Annotated in this window: 20 protein-coding genes and 1 tRNA gene; 10 read left to right on the top strand and 11 right to left on the bottom strand. The window is 71.0% G+C overall.

Annotated elements, in window-relative coordinates:
• Positions 1-92: 92 nt before the first annotated feature.
• The 5 genes from C8E97_RS03675 to C8E97_RS03655 all read left to right on the top strand — a co-directional run bounded on the left by C8E97_RS03675 (position 93) and on the right by C8E97_RS03655 (position 6,555).
• Positions 93-1,133 carry an ADP-ribosylglycohydrolase family protein gene (locus C8E97_RS03675; RefSeq protein ID WP_121001629.1) on the top strand — a complete coding sequence of 347 codons (1,041 nt, stop codon included), beginning with the start codon at positions 93-95 and terminating at the stop codon, positions 1,131-1,133.
• A 127-nt stretch (positions 1,134-1,260) separates the two neighbouring features.
• Positions 1,261-2,505 carry an NsdA family TPR-like regulatory protein gene (locus C8E97_RS03670; RefSeq protein WP_484336670.1) on the top strand — a complete coding sequence of 415 codons (1,245 nt, stop codon included), beginning with the start codon at positions 1,261-1,263 and terminating at the stop codon, positions 2,503-2,505.
• Positions 2,506-2,565: 60 nt separating this feature from the next.
• Complete coding sequence (locus C8E97_RS03665; protein ID WP_121010702.1) at positions 2,566-3,264, top strand: response regulator transcription factor; 699 nt, start codon at positions 2,566-2,568, stop codon at positions 3,262-3,264.
• Positions 3,264-4,706: a sensor histidine kinase gene (locus C8E97_RS03660; RefSeq protein ID WP_121001625.1), complete on the top strand. Its 1,443-nt coding sequence runs from the start codon at positions 3,264-3,266 to the stop codon at positions 4,704-4,706. Before C8E97_RS03665 ends, C8E97_RS03660 begins: the two co-directional genes overlap by 1 nt.
• Before the next feature lie 220 nt (positions 4,707-4,926).
• On the top strand, positions 4,927-6,555 hold the full coding sequence (locus C8E97_RS03655) for a vWA domain-containing protein (RefSeq protein ID WP_121001623.1): 1,629 nt from the start codon (positions 4,927-4,929) through the stop codon (positions 6,553-6,555).
• Between the two features lie 192 nt (positions 6,556-6,747).
• On the opposite strand, the gene C8E97_RS03650 is transcribed toward C8E97_RS03655, so the two are convergent.
• From C8E97_RS03650 to C8E97_RS03620, 8 genes are all read right to left on the bottom strand, one after another.
• On the bottom strand, positions 6,748-6,981 hold the full coding sequence (locus C8E97_RS03650; protein ID WP_121001621.1) for a hypothetical protein: 234 nt from the start codon (positions 6,979-6,981) through the stop codon (positions 6,748-6,750).
• A gap of 24 nt (positions 6,982-7,005) precedes the next feature.
• Positions 7,006-7,665 carry a phosphotransferase family protein gene (locus tag C8E97_RS03645; RefSeq protein ID WP_246018658.1) on the bottom strand — a complete coding sequence of 220 codons (660 nt, stop codon included), beginning with the start codon at positions 7,663-7,665 and terminating at the stop codon, positions 7,006-7,008.
• 183 nt (positions 7,666-7,848) lie between these two features.
• On the bottom strand, positions 7,849-8,598 hold the full coding sequence (locus tag C8E97_RS03640) for an AAA family ATPase (protein ID WP_121001619.1): 750 nt from the start codon (positions 8,596-8,598) through the stop codon (positions 7,849-7,851).
• 13 nt (positions 8,599-8,611) lie between these two features.
• A complete protein-coding gene (locus tag C8E97_RS03635; protein ID WP_246018657.1) occupies positions 8,612-9,199 on the bottom strand; it encodes an SPASM domain-containing protein in 588 nt (195 codons plus the stop codon).
• Positions 9,111-9,473, bottom strand: a complete 363-nt coding sequence (locus tag C8E97_RS35755; RefSeq protein ID WP_246018655.1) for a radical SAM protein — start codon at positions 9,471-9,473, stop codon at positions 9,111-9,113. Before C8E97_RS35755 ends, C8E97_RS03635 begins: the two co-directional genes overlap by 89 nt.
• A gap of 242 nt (positions 9,474-9,715) precedes the next feature.
• Positions 9,716-9,922: a hypothetical protein gene (locus C8E97_RS03630; protein ID WP_121001617.1), complete on the bottom strand. Its 207-nt coding sequence runs from the start codon at positions 9,920-9,922 to the stop codon at positions 9,716-9,718.
• A gap of 75 nt (positions 9,923-9,997) precedes the next feature.
• Entirely contained in the window at positions 9,998-10,222 is a 225-nt protein-coding gene (locus C8E97_RS03625) for a transcriptional regulator (protein WP_121001615.1), read from the bottom strand.
• Positions 10,223-10,225: 3 nt separating this feature from the next.
• Entirely contained in the window at positions 10,226-10,513 is a 288-nt protein-coding gene (locus tag C8E97_RS03620) for a hypothetical protein (protein WP_121001613.1), read from the bottom strand.
• A gap of 217 nt (positions 10,514-10,730) precedes the next feature.
• Here C8E97_RS03620 and C8E97_RS03615 point away from each other — a divergent pair, with 217 nt between their 5' ends.
• Positions 10,731-11,579, top strand: a complete 849-nt coding sequence (locus C8E97_RS03615; protein WP_147454987.1) for a helix-turn-helix domain-containing protein — start codon at positions 10,731-10,733, stop codon at positions 11,577-11,579.
• A gap of 10 nt (positions 11,580-11,589) precedes the next feature.
• A complete protein-coding gene (locus C8E97_RS03610; RefSeq protein WP_121001609.1) occupies positions 11,590-11,784 on the top strand; it encodes a DUF397 domain-containing protein in 195 nt (64 codons plus the stop codon).
• A gap of 368 nt (positions 11,785-12,152) precedes the next feature.
• Here C8E97_RS03610 and C8E97_RS35750 read toward each other — a convergent pair whose 3' ends face one another.
• The 3 genes from C8E97_RS35750 to C8E97_RS03595 all read right to left on the bottom strand — a co-directional run bounded on the left by C8E97_RS35750 (position 12,153) and on the right by C8E97_RS03595 (position 12,762).
• The gene (locus tag C8E97_RS35750; RefSeq protein ID WP_246018653.1) at positions 12,153-12,329 is read right to left on the bottom strand and encodes a hypothetical protein; all 177 of its coding nucleotides are present in this window, start codon (positions 12,327-12,329) and stop codon (positions 12,153-12,155) included.
• A gap of 44 nt (positions 12,330-12,373) precedes the next feature.
• On the bottom strand, positions 12,374-12,586 hold the full coding sequence (locus C8E97_RS35745; RefSeq protein WP_246018652.1) for a hypothetical protein: 213 nt from the start codon (positions 12,584-12,586) through the stop codon (positions 12,374-12,376).
• Between the two features lie 100 nt (positions 12,587-12,686).
• Positions 12,687-12,762: transfer RNA gene (locus C8E97_RS03595), tRNA-Thr, on the bottom strand.
• Positions 12,763-13,040: 278 nt separating this feature from the next.
• Here C8E97_RS03595 and C8E97_RS03590 point away from each other — a divergent pair.
• From C8E97_RS03590 to otsB, 3 genes are all read left to right on the top strand, one after another.
• Positions 13,041-14,441 (top strand): threonine/serine exporter family protein, encoded by a 1,401-nt coding sequence (locus C8E97_RS03590; RefSeq protein WP_121001605.1) that lies wholly within the window; start codon positions 13,041-13,043, stop codon positions 14,439-14,441.
• 134 nt (positions 14,442-14,575) lie between these two features.
• Complete coding sequence (locus C8E97_RS03585; RefSeq protein WP_121001603.1) at positions 14,576-16,012, top strand: alpha,alpha-trehalose-phosphate synthase (UDP-forming); 1,437 nt, start codon at positions 14,576-14,578, stop codon at positions 16,010-16,012.
• A 68-nt stretch (positions 16,013-16,080) separates the two neighbouring features.
• A complete protein-coding gene (gene otsB, locus C8E97_RS03580) occupies positions 16,081-18,609 on the top strand; it encodes a trehalose-phosphatase (RefSeq protein WP_121001601.1) in 2,529 nt (842 codons plus the stop codon).
• Positions 18,610-18,619 lie beyond the last annotated feature (10 nt).

Genomic DNA, 18,619 nt, shown 5'->3' with positions numbered 1-18,619 from the left:
TGTTGTTTGCTCAACTATTCGTGCTCCCATGACCGGACGACCTCGCGACGGCTAGGGTTTTGGACCCCGGACGACGCAGTGCAGGAGGGCAAGTGCCGCGCGAGCCGAAGAGCGTGGTCGACCGCGGCGCCGCCTGCCTGTTGGGCGGCGCCCTGGGCGATGCCCTTGGCGCGCCCATCCAGTACCTCGGGTGGACGGATATCCAACGAGACCACGGGCCGGAGGGTGTTCTGGAACCACCGCGTCCCGCTCTGGTCACCGACGACACCCAGCTGACCCTGTTCACCGCCGAGGGCTACCTGCGGGCGTGGGTGCGCGGCCGGAACACCGGCGAGTGGGAACCGGTCGACATGGTGTGGCAGAGCTACCGCCGCTGGCTGACGACCCAGCAGGTCGCGGCGCCGGAGCCGGGCGCGACGGGGCTGGTCGGCGACGAGCGGCTGTACTCCAGCCGGTCGCCGGGCCTCACCTGCCTGCGCGCGCTCGCGGCCGACACCGCGCCGACCCCGGAGGAGCCGCACAACGAGTCCTCCGGGTGCAACGGTGTGACGAGGACCGCACCGGCGGGGTTCGCGCCGACCGCGGACATCGCCTACGACCTGGGCTGCCGGTTCGCCGCGCTCACCCACGGCGGGACGGGCGGCTGGGTGGCGGGCGGCGCGCTGGCGCTGCTCATCCACTTGGTGGCGGTGCGCGGGCGACCGCTGCGCGAGGCCGTGGAGCAGGTCATCGGGCGGGTGCTGCGCGACGACCCGTACACGGCGAACTCGCTGAACCGGGCCCTGGTGTTCGCCGAGGAGCACCGGGCGCTCGGGTTCGACTCGGTGCGGGTGGACCGGCTCGGCAGCGGCTGGACCGGTCCGGAGGCGCTGGCGATCGCCGTGCACACCGTGCTGGTGTACCCCCGCCGGTCGGAGGTCGTGGACGCCCTGCGCGCCGCGGCGAACCACTCCGGCGGCAGTGACGCGACCGCCGCGCTCACCGGCAACATCCTGGGCGCGCTGCACGGGACGGCGGCGCTGCCGCGCGACTGGCTGGCCGGGCTGGAGCTGGTGGACCTGCTGACGCGGTTGGGCAGCGATCTGGGGCACTCCGTGGTGGGAGCCGAGTTCGACTACGGCCGCTACGAGTAGCGGGATGACAGCCGGCCTCGGCCGCACGTTCCCGAATGCGTGCGACCGAGGCCGGCTCTCCACGCGGTCGGCGCCGGGGCACGCCCCGAGCGCGGTACCCGGCTGACCTGCGCAGAGCGGGAAACCCGTGCCCGGAACCGTAGCAGAGCGCGTGCGCACCATCACACCCGGCCCGCCGCCGCGTCGACGGCGGTTCGCGCCCGCGACCGCCGGGCCCCCGCTGCCCGTGCCTGCGGTCGTCGGGCCTGCCGCCGTCCCGGTCCGGCGGGTAACGTCGGCGTCGAGGCGATCACCCGGAGGTGCCCGTGTCCCACCCGACACCCGAACCGCCCGGCACCGCGACCCGGCGCGGCCCCTCGCCCGACCCGCGCTCACCCGGACCGCGCTCACCCGAACCGCCCTGGGCCGAGCCGCTCCCGCCACCCCGGCCCCTCCCGGAGGCTGGGCCGGCCGCGTGGGCGCACTGCTGCCCCCGCGACGAGCCGGAGGAGCAGTTCCTGCACGACGAGCGCCATGCCCCGCCGGTGGTCGGCCTGTAGTGCCCGCCGGCATCCGGGCCGTCACCCGGCTGCTGCTCGACCTCGACGCCCGCCCCGGCGTGCGCGGCCTCGGCGACCTGGCCGTGCGGGCGTTCCGCGCCGCGCCGCCGGTCACCGCCGCGAACGCGGGCGCGCTGGCCGAACTCGCCGGGGTGGCGGGCTGGATCCTGTTCGAGGAGGAGCGCCAGGCCGAGGCGCACGCCCACAACCTGGCGGCACTGGCCCTGGCCCGCGACGACGACGCCCGGACGCCCACGCTGCTCAACATGGCCATGCAGCAGACCCACGTCGGCCGCTTCCGCGCGGCGCTGGACCTGGTGGCGCGCGGCGAGTCGACCACCCGGTCGACCAGGGTGCGGGCGATGTTCGCGCTGCGGCGGGCCCGCGTCCACTCCCGGACGCGCCGGCAGGCCGAGGCGTTGCGCGCGGTGGACCGGGCGTGGGCCGCGCTGGACGACGACGACCGCGCGCCGCCGTGGGCGTGGTGGATCGACGAGACGGAGGTGCGCGCCCACCGGGCCGCCGTGCTGGCGAACCTGGGCCGGTTGGCGGAGGCGGCCGGGACCTTCCCCGCCGACGACGACCTCCGGTTCCGGGAAGTGGTGCGCGCCATGCGGTTCCGCACGCTGTCGGCGCTGGGCCGGTGGGACGGGCCGCCGCCGGTGTTCACCAGCCCGCGCGCGGCGCGGACCGCGTTCGGCCGCGCCGGCCGGGTAACGGCGCGCGAACCGACCGGGCACGACCCCGCGCCGACCCGCGCCGCACCCACCGAGCGGGGCGGACCCGACGCCGCCACCCCCGGCACCTGTCCCCAACCTGTCGATTCGCTGTAGATCAAGGGCCGCGTGACGGGCGGGTTCCCGCACCTGAGGCGGTTGGCGCACCATGTGGGCGTGGACAAGCCCAACGAGGTTCGACTGCTCGTCGTCGACGACGAGCCCCACATCGCGGACCTGGTCGCGACGGTCGCCCGGTACGAGGGCTGGCAGGCCGCGACGGCGGGCAGCGGCGAGGCCGCGCTGGCCGCCGCCGCCGAGTTCCACCCCGACATCGTGGTGCTCGACCTGATGCTGCCCGACCTCGACGGGTTCACCGTGCTGGACCGGCTGCGGTCGTCGGGCGCGATGGTGCCGGTGGTGTTCCTCACCGCGCGCGACGGCACGGCGGACCGGGTCGCCGGCCTCACCAGGGGCGGCGACGACTACCTCGTGAAGCCGTTCTCGGTGGAGGAGCTGATGGCGCGGCTGCGGGCCGTGCTGCGGCGCAGCACCGGGCCCCAGTGGAAGCGGTCGGTGCTGAAGGTGTCGGACCTGGCGCTGGACGAGGACACCCGCGAGGTCCGCCGGGGCGGCAGGCTGGTCACCCTCACGCCCACCGAGTACGAGCTGCTGCGCTACCTGATGCGCCGCTCGCCCGCCGTCCTGACCAAGGCGCAGATCCTGGACCACGTGTGGGAGTACGACTTCGGCGGCCGGTCGAACGTGGTCGAGCTGGTCGTGTCGCACCTGCGGCGCAAGCTCGACGACGGGCACGAGCCGCTGATCCACACCGTGCGCGGCGTCGGCTACGCCCTGCGCAAGGCCCCCGATTGATGGCCGCCGGAGCGTCGCGCCTCGGATCGGCCTGGCACCGGCTGTTCGGCCGCCAACGGCGGTTGGGCACGCGGCTCGCCCTCGCCCTGGCCGCGCTCGCGCTGGGCGTGTTCGCCGCCGTCGGCACGGTGATGGTCACCAACATGGAGGGCTACCTGGAGCGCAAGCTCGACGAGCAGATGAAGCTGACCCAGATCGACCTGGAGAAGGACATCTTCGACTACGGCGAGCTGCACAAGTCGGTCTACGGCTGGTTCGTCGCCGTCTACGACGTGCGGGACGGCCGGGCCACCCCGCGCCTGCCCGCCGACCTGCCGCGGGACGCGGTCGAGCTGGGCGAGGTCGCGCGGGAGGTGACCGGCACCCAGCCGGTGTTCCGCACCGCGTACCTGGAGGGCGACGGCACGTACCGGCTGCGCGGCTGCCCCGTCGGCGGCGGGGTCGTGCTGGTCAGCGCCGCGCCCATGAACGACATCACCACCACCGTGCGGCAGTTGGTGACGGTCGTGGTGGCGACGTTCGTGCTGGCGCTCGTCGCGTTCGTGGTGATCGGCCGGGCGGTGCTGCGGCGCGGGCTCCAGCCGTTGAGCGACATGGCGAACACCGCGCGGGACATCACCTCCCACGACCTGACCGACTCGGCCCGGCTGGCGGTGCGGGCGGAGGCGGTCGGCGGTGGCGCGGAGGTCGAGGAGCTGCGGACCGCGTTCAACACCATGCTGGAGCACATCGACTCGTCGCTGGCGGCGCGGACGGCGGCGGAGCAGCGGTTGCGGCGGTTCATCGCGGACGCCTCGCACGAGCTGCGCACGCCGTTGACGTCGATCCGGGGCTACGCCGACCTGTTCCGCTACGCGGCGGCGAACGCGCCGGAGGAGCGCGAGGCGCACCTGGAGCGGCTGCGCTCGGAGGCGGCGCGGATGAGCGTGCTGCTGGAGGAGCTGCTGCTGCTGGCCCGCCTGGACTCGGCGGAGTCGGAGACGCCGCTGCGACCGTCGCGGGGCGACCTCGCGGAGCTGATCCGCGAGGCGGCGGACGCGTTCGGCGCCGCCCGCCCGGACCACCCGCTGACCGTGCTCGCCGGTCCGGAGCCGGTGCGGCTGCGGTTCGACCCGATGCGGATGCGGCAGGTGGTGGACAACCTGCTCGCGAACGCCGCCCTGCACACGCCGCCCGGCACGCCCGTGGCGCTGTCCGTCGGCGTCGAGGGCGACCACGCGGTGATCCGCGTGAGCGATTCGGGTCCGGGCATCCCGGAGGCCGACCAGGGCCGGATCTTCGACCGGTTCTACCGGGTGGACGACTCCCGCACGCGCGACCGGGGCGGCAGCGGCCTCGGGCTGGCGGTGGCGCACTCGCTGGTGGTCGCGCACGGCGGCACGATCGAACTGGACAGCCGGCCGGGCGCGACCGAGTTCACCATCCGACTGCCCCGCGACTGATCGCCACCCCTCGGTCGCCCCCCTCGGGCACCACCCGCCCGGTGGATCACCCGGCCGGGGCGCGGGGCGGCCATCCGCCGGACAGCGAAATCCGTGCGAATCGAGCAGTACGCGCCCGGATCACCGCGACTCCTCCTGGTGCGGATCGGACACCACGTCCGAACGCACCAGGTCGGCACCGGGCCCCGCGCCCGCGTGCCCGAGCGAGGAGATCCCGACGATGCATCGCTTTCGCAGACCGGCGCTCGCGGCCTTGGCCGCGGTCGCGCTAGCCACGTCCGCCCTCCAGGCCACCGGCCCGGCCGCCGCGGCGCCCCTGCCGCCCGCGCCGCGCAAGTGCGGGCCGATGGACGTCGCCTTCGTGGTGGACGACACCGGCAGCATGGGCGGCGCGATCGCCAACCTGAAGACCGGCATCAACCAGATCGCGCAAGAGGTGGAGAACCTGTCCGGGTTCGACTACCGGCTGGGCCTCGTCCGGTTCAAGGACGACATCACGGTCGTCCAGAACTTCGCGCCCGGCAACAAGAACGCCGTCACCGCCGGCGTGAACGCCCTCGTGGCCGGTGGTGGCGGTGGCGAGCCGGAGGCGTCCGACGAGGCGCTCAACACGGTGGTCAACAACCTGCCCGCGGCGGGCAGGCCGCAGAACGCCGACTTCGGCGTCGGCTGGCGGTCCAACGCCACCAAGCTGACCGTGCTGATCACCGACGCGCGGCCCGGCGGGTTCGACGACAACTACGACAACGGTGACCTCGCCAACGCCGGCCTGAGGGCGAACCAGGCGCTCGCCAACGGCATCAAGATCTCCTCGGTGCACGTGCCCACGTCGACGGTCTACACCAACCCGATCGTCCCGATCATGCAGAACTACGCCACCACCACGGGCGGGCTGTTCACGCAGGCGCAGCCCAACGGCTCGGGCGTCAGCGCGGCGGTGATCGACTTCCTGCGCGACTGCAAGCGCACCGACGTGTTCATCCGCGACCAGGCCGCGGACAACGGCGTCGAGCCCAACGGCAACACCCCGTTCTGGAACAGCCCGGACATCAAGGTGTGCCCCGGCCTCGCCGACTGCGGCCCCGGCATCCAGCCGGTCGTGAACGCGCTGAACTACATCCACGTGCGGCTGAACAACCCCGGCCCGTACGCCAACGCGGACGCGTCCGGCACGCTGAAGGTCTACCGCACGACACCCGGCGGCTCCACCAACTGGCACCCGGTGACGAACGGCGACTGGACGTTCATCGGCGAGCAGAGCCTCTCCGTGCCGACCGGCGGCACGACCGTGGCGAAGATCCCGTGGAACCCGGTGCCGGGCCCCGGCCACTTCTGCCTGCTCGCGCGGTGGGTCTCGGCGTCCGACCCGATGGGCTACCCGGAGACCTCCGACACGGCGCTCAACACCCAGCGGAACAACAACATCGCGTGGCGCAACTTCCAGACCATCCGCGTGAAGCCGCACGGCCCCGGCAAGTCCTGGTTCGCCGTGGGCAACGCGACCGAGCGCCCGATCAAGACCGACCTGCTGATCACGAGCCCCCAACGCCCCCTCGTCGGCACCGGCCGGGTGATCATCGACCTGGGGCCGCGCCTGTTCGAGCTGTGGCGCTCGACCGGTGCGCAGTCCGAGGGCGTCAGGCAGGTGGGCGAGACGCAGGTCGAGGTGGCCGACCCGAAGCGGGCCGTCCTGCGCGGCCTGCCGATCAATCCGGGTGAGCGCTTCACCACCGAACTGACCTTCGTGGGCGGCGCGGAGCCGGGCGACTTCGTGCAGCACATCGTGCAGCTGTCGGAGGGCCACGACATCGGCGGCGTGGGCTACAACATCACCGTGACCAAGCAATAACCACCCCCGACGCGGCCACGCCCGCAGCCCCCGCCCCCCGCGCGAGGCCGCGTCGGTGGTTCGCGGCGCATTCCTTGTCGATCACGCCCTTCGATCGGTGAGAGACGCCCCGCGAGCCGCCGACTCCCAGGCGGCCGAGCCGCCCGACGGAGGAGGGCAATCCAACACAGCCGAGCCGCCGCTTCGGAACGTTCAGGCGGGCGCGAGGTGAGTCCGTGACTCGTCGCCCTGGTGTTCGACCTCGGTCACGATGTCGACGAGGTCGGGCTGCCTCGCCGCCCGACGCGCGAGCGACCACACCGTGATCTCCCCTGGCTTGCGCGGATGGGGAACCGCCCGCACCACGCGCCACCCCTGCCGCCGGTAGTTGCGCACAGCCCCGTGCAGGCCCCAGTCACCACCGGGGTAGGTGATCGTCTTCGACACGCGGGCGACGTTGGCCTTCGGCGATTACAGGCAGAGCAACGCTTGCGCGTGCCGGTCGAGTGGCTCGGCAAGGTCGGGGTAGTCACCTGTGTCGGCTCGCCGCCGCAAGCGCGCGAGGACGTAGAGCTGCGCCAAGCGTCCGGCCGGGGTGTCGAGTACGTCGGCGAACAGCGCGTGCACCCGCTCGGCGACCGCAGGCACCAGCAGGCTGTAACACAACAGGGTCGCCGCGTCCGTTCCCCGCGGCCCGCTGCCCCACAGCTCCCAGTCGAGCAGACCGAACCGCGGGCGGAACAGGTTCGCCCAGTGCAGGTCACCGTGGGCGGTTTCCCACTCGGTCACGGTGGGGTCGACCTCGTTGCCGAACCACCGTCGAATGCGCTCGGTGACCTTGTCCTGGTCGGCGTTGATCCGGTGGGTGGGAGTCGCGGCGACGGTGTCGATCGTCCGCCGCAGCTCCGTCCACCACTGGTCGGACAGGGCGACCTCGGCGCGCAGGGCGTCGGTCGGCGAGCAGGGGCTGCCCGGCATCCGGGTCATGACCTCGGCGCGCTGTTGCCGCCATTCCTCCCACTCGAACACGTTGAGCACGCGGGGCTTGGCGAGGTCGGCGAAGACGTTCGCGTCGAGATTGCCCGTCCAGAAATCGCCACCGATCCACTGCTTTGTCCTCCGAGACGACACGGAGCCACAGGTCCTCAGCGCCGAGGCGGACGGGAGCGCCGATCGACCGATCGACCCAGCCGAGCAGCGGCTCGCCGGTCACGACCAACCCGAAATGTTCGGCGGCGCGGTCGAGGTTGTCGCGCATCCACTGCCGGAATCGCGCGTCGGCTTCGCCGGTGTCGACCGTCACCTCGGCGCCTCTCACTCTTCGGTGATGTACCGCAGGTAGGCGGTGGGGTTGTTCATGTACCGGCGCCAGTGGTCGACCAGTTCGAGGTCTGCCCACTTGGTTCGCCGGAACCCGTCGTCGCCCACCTCGATGATGTCGGCGCCGGGCGTGGCGGCGAGGATCGGCGAGTGGGTCGCGCAGATCACCTGCGCGCCGGATTCACCGAGGTCGTGCAGGAGGCTGACCAGCCGCAGGCAGGACTTGAACGACAGTGCCGCCTCGGGTTCGTCCATGAGGTAGAAGCCGGGTTCGCGGAACATGGTCGACAGCACGGTGAGGAAGCCCTCGCCGTGGCTCATCTCGCTGGTGTCCTCTTCCCAGTAGCCGCGCATCCCACTGACGGCTTCCATGAACCCGAACGCGGTTTCGGCACGAAGGAAGTACCCCCGCCGCTTGGTCCGCGCACCGCTCTTGTGGCGGACCCCCGCGCTCGTGGTCTCCCAGCGGAGCAGCTCACCAAGGGGGGTCTTCGGCCGGTCGTTGACGTACTTGCGCCCCGCTCGCCCGCCGCGCGCGTCCAGTCCCCACGCCTCGGCGAACGCCTCGACAAGGGTGGACTTCCCCGACCCGTTCTCCCCGACCAGGAACGTGATCGGCCGCTCGAAGGTCATGCCTTCCTCGGCCAACTGCGCCACGCACGGCACGGTGAGCGGCCACGGCCACGAGTCGGTTGCCTCGGAGGGCAGCAGTTCGTCGGGGATGTACGCGCGACGGGCGAGCATGGCGTGTCCTTGATCAGTATTCGGTCGGGACGCACTTCCCCTTGGGCGTGCAGTTGTTCGCGGGACTGCACGCCGGGCTACAGCTCGGCCCGCACTGCGGGTCGCACATGTTCGGCACGCAGGGCGACACGTGGGCGAACTGCTCGGCCAGCGCCGCCGTTGTAGCCGGCATGGCCGGTCCGTTCAGGATCTCAACAAGGGGGTCGACCCGCACGTTACCGACCGGCAGCCAGCGTGAGAACACGCACGGCCACACGGAACCGTCGGGAGCAACAGCGACCTTGCCGTCGCCGCACTGCCCGCACAGTTGTGACGTGTCGGGCGCCGTGGCACGAAACCCGCGACCTACTCCGCGCAGGTGGTCGACGCGCACCTCACCATCGAAGCCCAGCGCCGCAAGCTCGTCGCGCGCCTGCTCGACCCGCTGCCCGTCACCGAGGTCGATCACCCCGACACGAAGCGGGATTGACCGGCGCAGTGCCTCGATGATGTTGGTCTTGGTGCGCGTGTAGCTACCGCGGCCCTTGGTGATGCGCTCGTGCTCGTCGGCACGGTCGCTGTAATAGCTCGTCGCGAGTTGTACGCCAGGCTGCGCGAACACGTCCCAGAGCTGCGGCGAGATGTGTACGAGGTTGGGTGAACACCTCGACTTGCAGCCCCCGACTACGCGCGTGCCTCACAAGAGCGGGCAAGTCCCGGTGCAAGGTCGGCTCGCCGCCGATGAACTGCACCATTGCGGCACCTAAGCCGGCCACCTGGTCGATGACGTTTTCCCAATCCGCTTTGACCATCAGGCCGTTGGTGCCCTGCGGCCCGGATTCAGCGTAGCAGTGCGTACACCGCAATTGACATTTTCCGGTGATCTCCAACCACACGAAAGAAAGGTCGCTCAACTCGAAAGCTCCCGATCAAGTAAGCCGTACCCACATTGCCGAGGGCTCGAACTGACACGTACCGCCAAAAAGGCGACATCGTGACCGGACGTGCTCGAACGCCCAGCACGAGCGCCACTGAGCGCAGCCAGCCCGCCAGAGACACGAGTCCGAACCTGACGGGCTGACGGTGCCAGCAGCGGCGTTCGACAGTTCCTTTCAGTCGCCCAGTACAGGCGACCCCACTAGTCCGCCGTGTGATCCCGCATGACGGCCAGCGCTTCCACCCCTTGAGCTATCATCCGCTCCAACGCTCCTTCGTCGAAAATCAGCTCGACAAACCCGCCCGGAAAGGAGAACACCGCCCCTTCCACCCCGAGCCGGTGCTCGATCCTTGTCTCACGATCGAAGCCGACCGAGAGCGTGATATCGGGCCGTGACGCGATACTCAATTACCCACACCCTTCCACGAATAGGTTTCACCAATTCCCTGCCAGCAGGGAAGCCCAGTCGTCCGAGACCACCCTTCAGAAGGGAACAACCTCGAACAGGTCGTCAAACTGCATCGGCGCAAGCGCAGTCAACGCGCCGCCTATGAATAACGGACCCGGTTGAAGCTCGCCATTGAGCACCCGTGCCACCGTGGACCGGTTGACCTCCATCGCCTTCGCCAGCCCGTAGTCCGACGCGTAGCCGGCCAAGATCGCCGCTTTCCTGAAGGCCCTCGCCCTCAACTTGATCGTCCTAGCCATCTCCTACGCCACCTCGTCGAGCGAGCAGCACACCGGATCGCAGCGGCCCCCAGGTCGCCGCAGCGAGTGCACGCTCGCCAGCTTCGAAGATGTTGCGTGAGCCCCGTAGGCGAGTGCGGCACCCTCCTCTTCGAGCTGCTGCCGCAGGCGCGAGACCGACAGCGCGCCATCTCCCGCGTTCCCGTGTTGCCCGGACGAACCGGACAGCAACCACCGCAGGAACAGCAAGGCGAGACAGAACGGGCCAAGCACCCATCCCGCGGTCACCAGGACCGCCTCAAGCTGCAACACGGCCAACCCCCTTCTTGTGCGCACGTGGAACGCGGGACCGGCGGACCGGTTGGCGTCACGACCTCCGGCCCCGCAGCTCTGCGTACAGGTTGGGTGCGCAAGTGGTTGACTCAACCCGTAGCTTCTGTTTGATAGTGCCACTTGCTTAAGCAAGTTGGTAAGACCTCCGAATGGGAGAATCCTGTTGACTGACAGCCACTCCGAGACACTGATCGGCATGACGGAGGACGAGCCCGGCCCAGTAGTCGCACGCTTGCTGCTCGGCGACAGGCTGCGGGAGTTCCGCGAGGGCACCGGCATGTCGCTCGAACAGGTCGAGACGCAGCTCAAGGAACGCCTGCCGAAGTGGTACCGAACCAAGCTGAACAAGGTCGAGAACGGCGGGTTGAAGACCACCGAGGCAGAGGTGGCCGAGCTGCTCAGCTTGTACGGCGTCACCGGCCAGCAGGCCGCCGAGGTCGAGCAGCTCGCCCGCGAGGCCCGGCGCAAGGTCGCGCCCTCACGAGTGCCCGACTGGTTCAAGCAGTTCGTATCGCTGTCGCACTCGGCGAACGAGATCCGGATGTGGTCCGGTGACCTGATCCCCGGTCAGGTGCAGACCGCCGCGTACGCCCGCGAGTGCCTCGCCGAGTCGGTCGTGATCTCCGCCGCCGAAGTCGGACCGATCGCGGAGGATCGAGAGCGGCGCGGCAACGCCCTGTTCCAGCCCAGCGCCCCGGCCGTGTGGGTCGTGGTCGGCGAGGAAGCCTTGATCCGACGAGTCGGGACGCCTGCCGTCATGCGGGGCCAGCTCGAACGGCTTCGCGCTCTCTCCGAGCTGCCGCACGTCTCGTTCCGCGTCGTGCCGCTCGACGCAGGTCCGCATCCCGCGATCGGCTACCCGTTCACCCTGCTCTACCTCGAACGTGCCAAGAGCACCATCGCCTACATCGAGTGGCTGACCGGCGCGGACTACGTCAAGAAGTCCGACACTTATACGCTCGCGTTCAGCCGGATCGAGAGCAAGGCTCTCAGCGAGGATGCCTCTCGGGCGATGCTCGATCGACTGATCGCTGATCTTCACTAGGAGTAACTACATGGGGACGCTTGGCCCGAACCGCCTTGGCACCGTCACGTGGCGCAAGAGCAGTTACAGCGGCGGTCAAGGCCAGTGCGTCGAGATCGCCGTCGACGCGACGCGGGTTGCGGTTCGTGACAGCAAGAACCCGGACGGCCCTGTGCTGCATACGCCTCGGACGGCCTTCGCGGCGTTCTTGCGCGGCCTGCGCTAGGACCACGCCGACAACGCTCAGGGGTGGTCGGCAGCGTCCCATCCGTCTGCATCGACGATGCGAGGGGGTGCCCAGGGCACCCTCTCAGCGTTTCGCGTGTTCCTCTCGACCTGTCGAACGACCCGATGCGCCGCCACGACGCCGAGACTGTGCGCTCAGCAAGGCAAGCCGGGCCATGTGGGCTTTGCGTGCACTCTCCGCTCGCCTGACACGCTCGGCGAGCGGCAGCTCCCCCTCGGGGTCGACCTCTCGCAGGAAACGATCTGAGGCCGCCTTTCGAGCGGCTTCCGTCCGGGCTGTCCGATCTTCCGTGTTGGCCCATGAGGCATGGGCGGCGAGCTTGGCGCGCAAGGCGCGCTGCGCCGGTGTCAAGCACGGACCGACTCGAAACCCTTGCCGGAACACACCTTCAGCAGCCCGCTGACGCCGTCGTCGCTCACGATCGGCACCGGCTGCTCGGGAACGCGCGGCGGCTTCGTGCGGTCCATCGGCGAGCGGTCGATCTCTTCCTCGACCTCGACGAGCCACTTGAAGAAGGTCCGCAACGCCCGGTAGTTGGTGTGCGCGTTCGCCGCCGACGTCTTGTCGATCAGTTGTGCCGTGAACTCGTTGATGTGGTCCGGTGTGATGTCGTCGGCTTCGAGCGGCTCGGCTGCGCGAGCGCCCAGTCGCCGAGCTGCCGCACCGCGTACACGTAGATGCGTGCGGTGTTGTCCGACTTGTTGTGAGCCTTCAACGCGCGGTACCAGCCACGCGCGTGCAGGCCCCAGTCACCACCGGGGTGGGTGATCGTCTTCGACACGCTCGAACCCTCCAAGCGGAGTGTCACCGAGCGCTGTGCTTGGGTCCGCCGAGGTCGAGCCCCACCCCGAACCAGCCGTCGTGGCTGGTCAGGGGCTGTGTGGAGCCGGTGAGGGGACTTGAACCCCTAACCTTTCGCTTACAAGGCGAGTGCTCTGCCAATTGAGCTACACCGGCGCGGCGGTAGGCCGGGAACATCGTAAGCGTCCGCACGGGGTGCTACCTGCGGCGAACGGTCTGCTCACCGTGTGCCGCCATTGGTCCATCCGGAGGTGGCGTGCCCGTCCGAGTGGTCCAGGAAAATCCTAAAACCGCTGGCCAGCGGTATCAACAGAGCTGAACCCAATGTGATCGAATCACCCGCACTGGGTACCTCGACCAGGCGTGGCGCATGACACAGCGACGAATATGACACCGTCGGGCGTGGCGCAGGCTTCGACCGTGAGCGAGGAGGGATGCCCGTGCGGCTGCGACGCAGGCGGTACCACGACCCCAGGACCGCACCCGGCCTGTGGCAACCGGTCGAGGGACCGTCCCTTCCGGACGACTCGACCGTCCACCTGGTACTCGACCTGGCCCTGCGCGTGGGCGAGGTGCAGCTCGCCAGTGGCGCGTCCGCCGCCGACGTCACGGCCACCGTGATCGCCGTCGCGGACGCCTACGGGCTGCCCCGCACGGAGGTCGACGTGATCTACACGTCGATCACCGTGTCCTGCCACCGGGGCACCGAGGCCGCCCCGATCACCTCCCTGCGGGTGGTCCGCTCGCGCGGCTCGGACTACACGCGGCTCGCGGCCGTCGAGGACCTGATCCGCCGGATCACCGCCAACCGGATCAAGGCCGAGGACGCGTACGCCGAGCTGGACCGGATCAGCAAGCAGCCCCACCCCTACCCCCGCTGGGTGGCCACGCTGGCGTGGGCGGGCATGGCGGCGGCGGTGGCGTTCCTGGTGGGCGGCGGCGCGGTGCTGGCCGTCCTCGCGGCCCTGGTGACGGCGATGATCGACCGGGTCGGGCGGATCCTGAACCGGCGCGCGCTGCCGTTCTTCTTCCAGCAGGTGGTGGGCGGCGCGCTGGCGTCCGCCACCGCGTTGGCCCTGCACGCGACGCACCTGCTGCCGAACGTGCGCCCGTCGCTGCTGATCGCCACCGGCATCGTGGTGCTGCTGTCCGGGCTGTCGCTGGTCGGCACGGTGCAGGACGCGATCACCGGCTACAACGTCACGGCCGCCGGCCGCACGGTCGAGATCGCCCTGCTCACGGCGGGCCTGATCACCGGCATCGCGCTCACCCTGCGAGCGGGTGTGCAGTTCGGCGTGCGCACGTCCGCCGCCGACCCGCTGCCGCCGCTGATCTCCGACGTGCCGATGCAGTTCGCGGCGGGCGCGGCGACCTCGGCGTTCTTCGCGCTGGCCGCGTACGCCCAGCCCCGCGCCCTGCTGATCGCGGCGGCGGCGGGCGCGGTCGGCACCGCGTCGTACGGCCTGCTGGCGCTCACCGGCACGAACGCCATCGCGTGCGCCGCCGTCGCCGCCACGGTCGTGGGTTTCGGCGGCGCGGTGGTGTCCCGCCGGCTGCGCACGCCGCCGCTCGTGGTCGCGGTGGCGGGCATGGTGCCGCTGCTGCCCGGCTGGACCACCTACCGCGGTCTTTACCAGCTCACCATCGACGGCGACGCGGCCGGCCTCTCGACCCTGGTGCTGGCCGCGGGCACGGCGTTGGCGCTGGCCAGCGGCGTGGTGCTGGGCGAGTTCCTCGGCCGGCCGGTCCGCTCGGGATTGAGCAGACTGGAGCGGAAGCTGGCAGGGCCCCGCTTGTCCGGCCCACTGCGTCCGGCCAGGCGTCGCCTGGAGTAGGCGTCCGGTCGGGCGTGATGTGCGTCCAACCTGCTCGTACCCGGTGTGACGGGTGCGACGGAAGGGCATCCGGAACAGGCGTTCCCGATAACCTCGGGTGCGGGCGAGGCGAATCCCCTAGGAGGCGTTACCCGGTGAGCAGCATTGGCGAGAACGGCGCGGACTTCCTGGTCGTGGCGAACCGCCTGCCCGTTGACCTGGAACGCCTGGACGACGGCACCCAGCGCTGGAAGCACAGCCCCGGCGGCCTGGTCAGCGCGCTGGAGCCGTTCCTGCGCGCGCACAGCGGCGCGTGGATCGGCTGGCCGGGCATCGCGGACGCCGAGGTGGAGGCGTTCGAGGAGGACGGCCTCCAGCTCCACCCGGTGACGCTGAGCGCGGCCGAGGTGCGCGACTACTACGAGGGCTTCTCCAACGGCACCCTGTGGCCGCTCTACCACGACGTGGTCGCGCCGCCCGCCTTCCACCGCCGGTGGTGGAACGCCTACGTGCGGGTGAACCAGCGGTTCGCCGACGTGACGGCGAAGGTCGCGGCCCAGGGCGCGACCGTGTGGGTGCAGGACTACCAGCTCCAGCTCGTGCCCGCGATGCTCCGCGAGCTGCGGCCGGACCTGCGGATCGGGTTCTTCCTGCACATCCCGTTCCCGCCGGTGGAGCTGTTCATGCAGCTCCCCTGGCGCACGGAGATCATCCGCGGGCTGCTCGGCGCGGACCTGGTCGGCTTCCACCGGCCCGGCGGCGCGCAGAACTTCCTGTGGCTGGCCCGCCGCCTGGTCGGCCTGGAGCCCAGCCGCGGCGCGGTCGGCGTGCGCACCCGGCCCGGCGTGGTCCAGGTCGGCGACCGCACGGTGCGGGTCGGCGCGTTCCCGATCTCGATCGACTCCGCCGGGCTGGACGCGCTGGCGCGCAGCAAGGACGTCCAGCAGCACGCCAGGCAGATCCGCGACGACCTCGGCAACCCGAAGAAGATCCTGCTCGGCGTCGACCGGTTGGACTACACCAAGGGCATCGACGTCCGGCTGCGCGCGCTGTACGAGCTGATCGCCGACGGCCGGGTGGACCCGACCGAGGTGACCATGATCCAGCTCGCGACGCCCAGCCGCGAGCGGGTCGACCACTACAAGCAGATGCGCGGCGAGATCGAGCAGGCCGTCGGCCGGATCAACGGCGAGTTCTCCACCGTCGGTCACCCGGTCGTGCACTACCTGCACCAGTCCGTGGACCGCCGCGAGCTGACCGCCTTCATGACCGCCGCGGACGTCATGGTGGTGACCCCGGTCCGGGACGGCATGAACCTCGTCTGCAAGGAGTACGTGGCCAGCCGCTACGACCTCGGCGGCGCGCTGGTGCTGTCCGAGTTCGCGGGCGCGGCGGCGGAGCTGACCAGCGCGTTCCTGGTCAACCCGCACGACCTCGACGGTGTCAAGAACGCGCTCGAAGCCGCCCTCACGCTCGATCCGGCGGAAGGCCGCCGTAGGATGCGTGCGCTGCGCCGCCAAGTCCTCACGCACGACGTCGACCGCTGGGCTCGCTCGTTCCTTGACGCCTTGGGTACGCAGTCTACGGTCTGACCCGGACGACATCCGAATCGGTTCAGACCACGCACCCGACCTTTCCCGCCGAGTCTTGAGGAGGGGCGTTGACCGCCGAGGCCCTCCCCGCCGATCTTCGCCGTGCGATCGTGCAACTGGCGCGCACACCGCGCCTGCTGGTCGCCTGCGACTACGACGGGACACTGGCTCCGATCGTGGCCAACCCTGAGGACGCCCGCCCGCTGCCCGAGTCCGTGGGCGCGCTGCGCTCGCTGGCCGGGCTGCACGAGACCACGACGGCGGTGATCTCCGGTCGCGCCCTGCGGGACTTGGCGACACTGTCCCGACTGCCGTCCGAAGTGCACCTGGTCGGCTCGCACGGATCGGAGTTCGACGTCGGCTTCGTGCACGCGCTCGACGCCGACGCGCGAGCGCTGCACCGCCGGCTGGAAGCCGAACTGGAGACGATCGTCGAGGGCTTCGAGGGCGTCAGCCTGGAGGTCAAGCCCGCGAGCATCGCGGTCCACGTGCGGCGCGCCGAACCCACCGTGGGGGAGCGGGTTCTGGACGCCGTGCGCGGTGGCCCGTGCACCTGGGACGGCGTGCAGGTGACCGAGGGCAAGGCCGTGGTCGAACTGGCCGTCGTGCAGACGGACAAGGGCCACGCGCTGGACGTCCTGCGGCACCGCGTGTCCGCGACCGCCGCCGTGTTCGTCGGCGACGACGTCACCGACGAGAAGGCGTTCGCCCGGCTGAGCGGGCCCGACGTGGGCATCAAGGTCGGCGACGGCGAGTCGCTGGCCGGCTTCCACATCGACGACACCGTGGACGTCGCCACCGTGCTGGCGTTCCTGCTGGAGGAGCGCCGGGCCTGGCTGCACGGCGACCAGGCGGTGCCCATCGAGCGGTTGACCATGCTCGCCAACGAGCGCTCCGTCGCGCTGCTCACGCCGGACGCCCGCGTGAACTGGCTGTGCCACCCCGAGCCGGACTCGGCGGCGGTGTTCGCCGACCTGCTCGGCGGCCCGGCGGCGGGCCACTTCTCGATCAAGCCGGAGCACGGCTCGCTGCCGCTGGGCCAGCGGTACGTGCCGGGCACGATGATCGTGGAGACCCGCTGGTCGCGCCTGCTGGTGACGGACTACCTGGACCACGACCTGGCCAAGCACCGCACGGACCTGGTGCGGCGCGTCTCGGGCTCGACCGACGCGGTGGTCACGTTCGCGCCGCGCCCCGAGTTCGGGCAGGTGCCGGTGCGGCTGCTGCGCGAGCGCGACGGCCTGCGGGTCGTCGGCACGTCGGACCCGATGGTGCTGCGGTCGCCGGGCGTCGACTGGGAGATCACCTCCGACGGGCTCCAGGAGACCGCGACCGCCGTGGTGCGCCCCCGGGAGGGCTCCCCGATCCTGCTGGAGCTGCGGTGCGGCACGGACGACCTGTCCGAGTCCACGCTCGGCGAGCCGGAGCGGCGGGCCCGCGCGGGCTCGTTCTGGTCGGACTGGGCGGCCACGCTGAAGGTGCCCGCGGTCGAGTCGGAGCTCGTCGTGCGGTCCGCGCTGACGCTCAAGGGCCTGGTGCACCACGAGACCGGCGCGATCATGGCCGCGGCCACGACGTCGCTGCCCGAGGAACTGGGCGGCATCCGCAACTGGGACTACCGGTACTGCTGGCTGCGCGACGCGGCGCTGACCGCGCAGGCGCTGGTGTCGGTGGGCTCGCTGAGCGAGGCGGAGGCGTTCCTGGGCTGGGTGCACGGCGTGCTGGACACGCTGCCCGGCCCGGAGCGGCTGCACCCGCTGTACACGCTACAGGGCGCCATGCTGGGCGCCGAGGCCGTCATCGACACCCTGCCGGGTTACGCGGGCTCACGGCCCGTGCGCGTCGGCAACCTGGCCAACCAGCAGGTCCAGCTGGACGTGTTCGGCCCGGTGGTGGACCTGGTGGCGCAGCTCGCGGCGGCGCGCGGCGAGCTGACCGACCAGGACTGGCTCATGGTGCAGGCGATGGCCGAGGCGGTGGCCCGCCGCTGGCACGAGCCCGACCACGGCATCTGGGAGGAGCGCCACGCCCCGCGCCACCACGTGTACTCGAAGGTCATGTGCTGGGTGACGCTGGACCGCGCGGTGACGCTGGCCGAGGCGTACGGCCGCGTGATCGACCCGTCGTGGCCCGTGCTGCGCGACACCATCGCGAACGACGTGCTCAAGCACGGGTGGAGCGACGAGGCGCAGTCGTTCACCACCGCGTACGACGGCGACGACCTGGACGCGGCCTCCCTGCACGTGGGCCTGTCCGGGCTGATCGACCCGACCGACGAGCGCTTCCAGGCGACGGTGACCGCGATCGAGGCCGAGCTGCGCTCGGGCTCGACCGTGTACCGCTACCGGCGGGACGACGGGCTGCCCGGCGACGAGGGCGGCTTCCACCTGTGCGCGGCGTGGATGATCGAGTCCTACCTGCTCACCGGGCGGCGCACGGAGGCCGAGGAGCTGTTCGCGCAGATGGTCGACGCCGCGGGCCCGACCGGCCTGCTGCCCGAGGAGTACGACCCGATCGCGGAGCGCTCGCTGGGCAACCACCCGCAGGCGTACAGCCACCTGGGCCTGATCCGCTGCGCCCAGCTGCTGGCGAAGTAGCGCGCCGAAC

The sequence above is a fragment of the Saccharothrix australiensis genome (assembly GCF_003634935.1).
GTDB lineage: Bacteria > Actinomycetota > Actinomycetes > Mycobacteriales > Pseudonocardiaceae > Actinosynnema > Actinosynnema australiense.
Note: the sequence above shows the minus strand (reverse complement) of the source record. Positions and strands in the feature narration are given on the sequence as shown.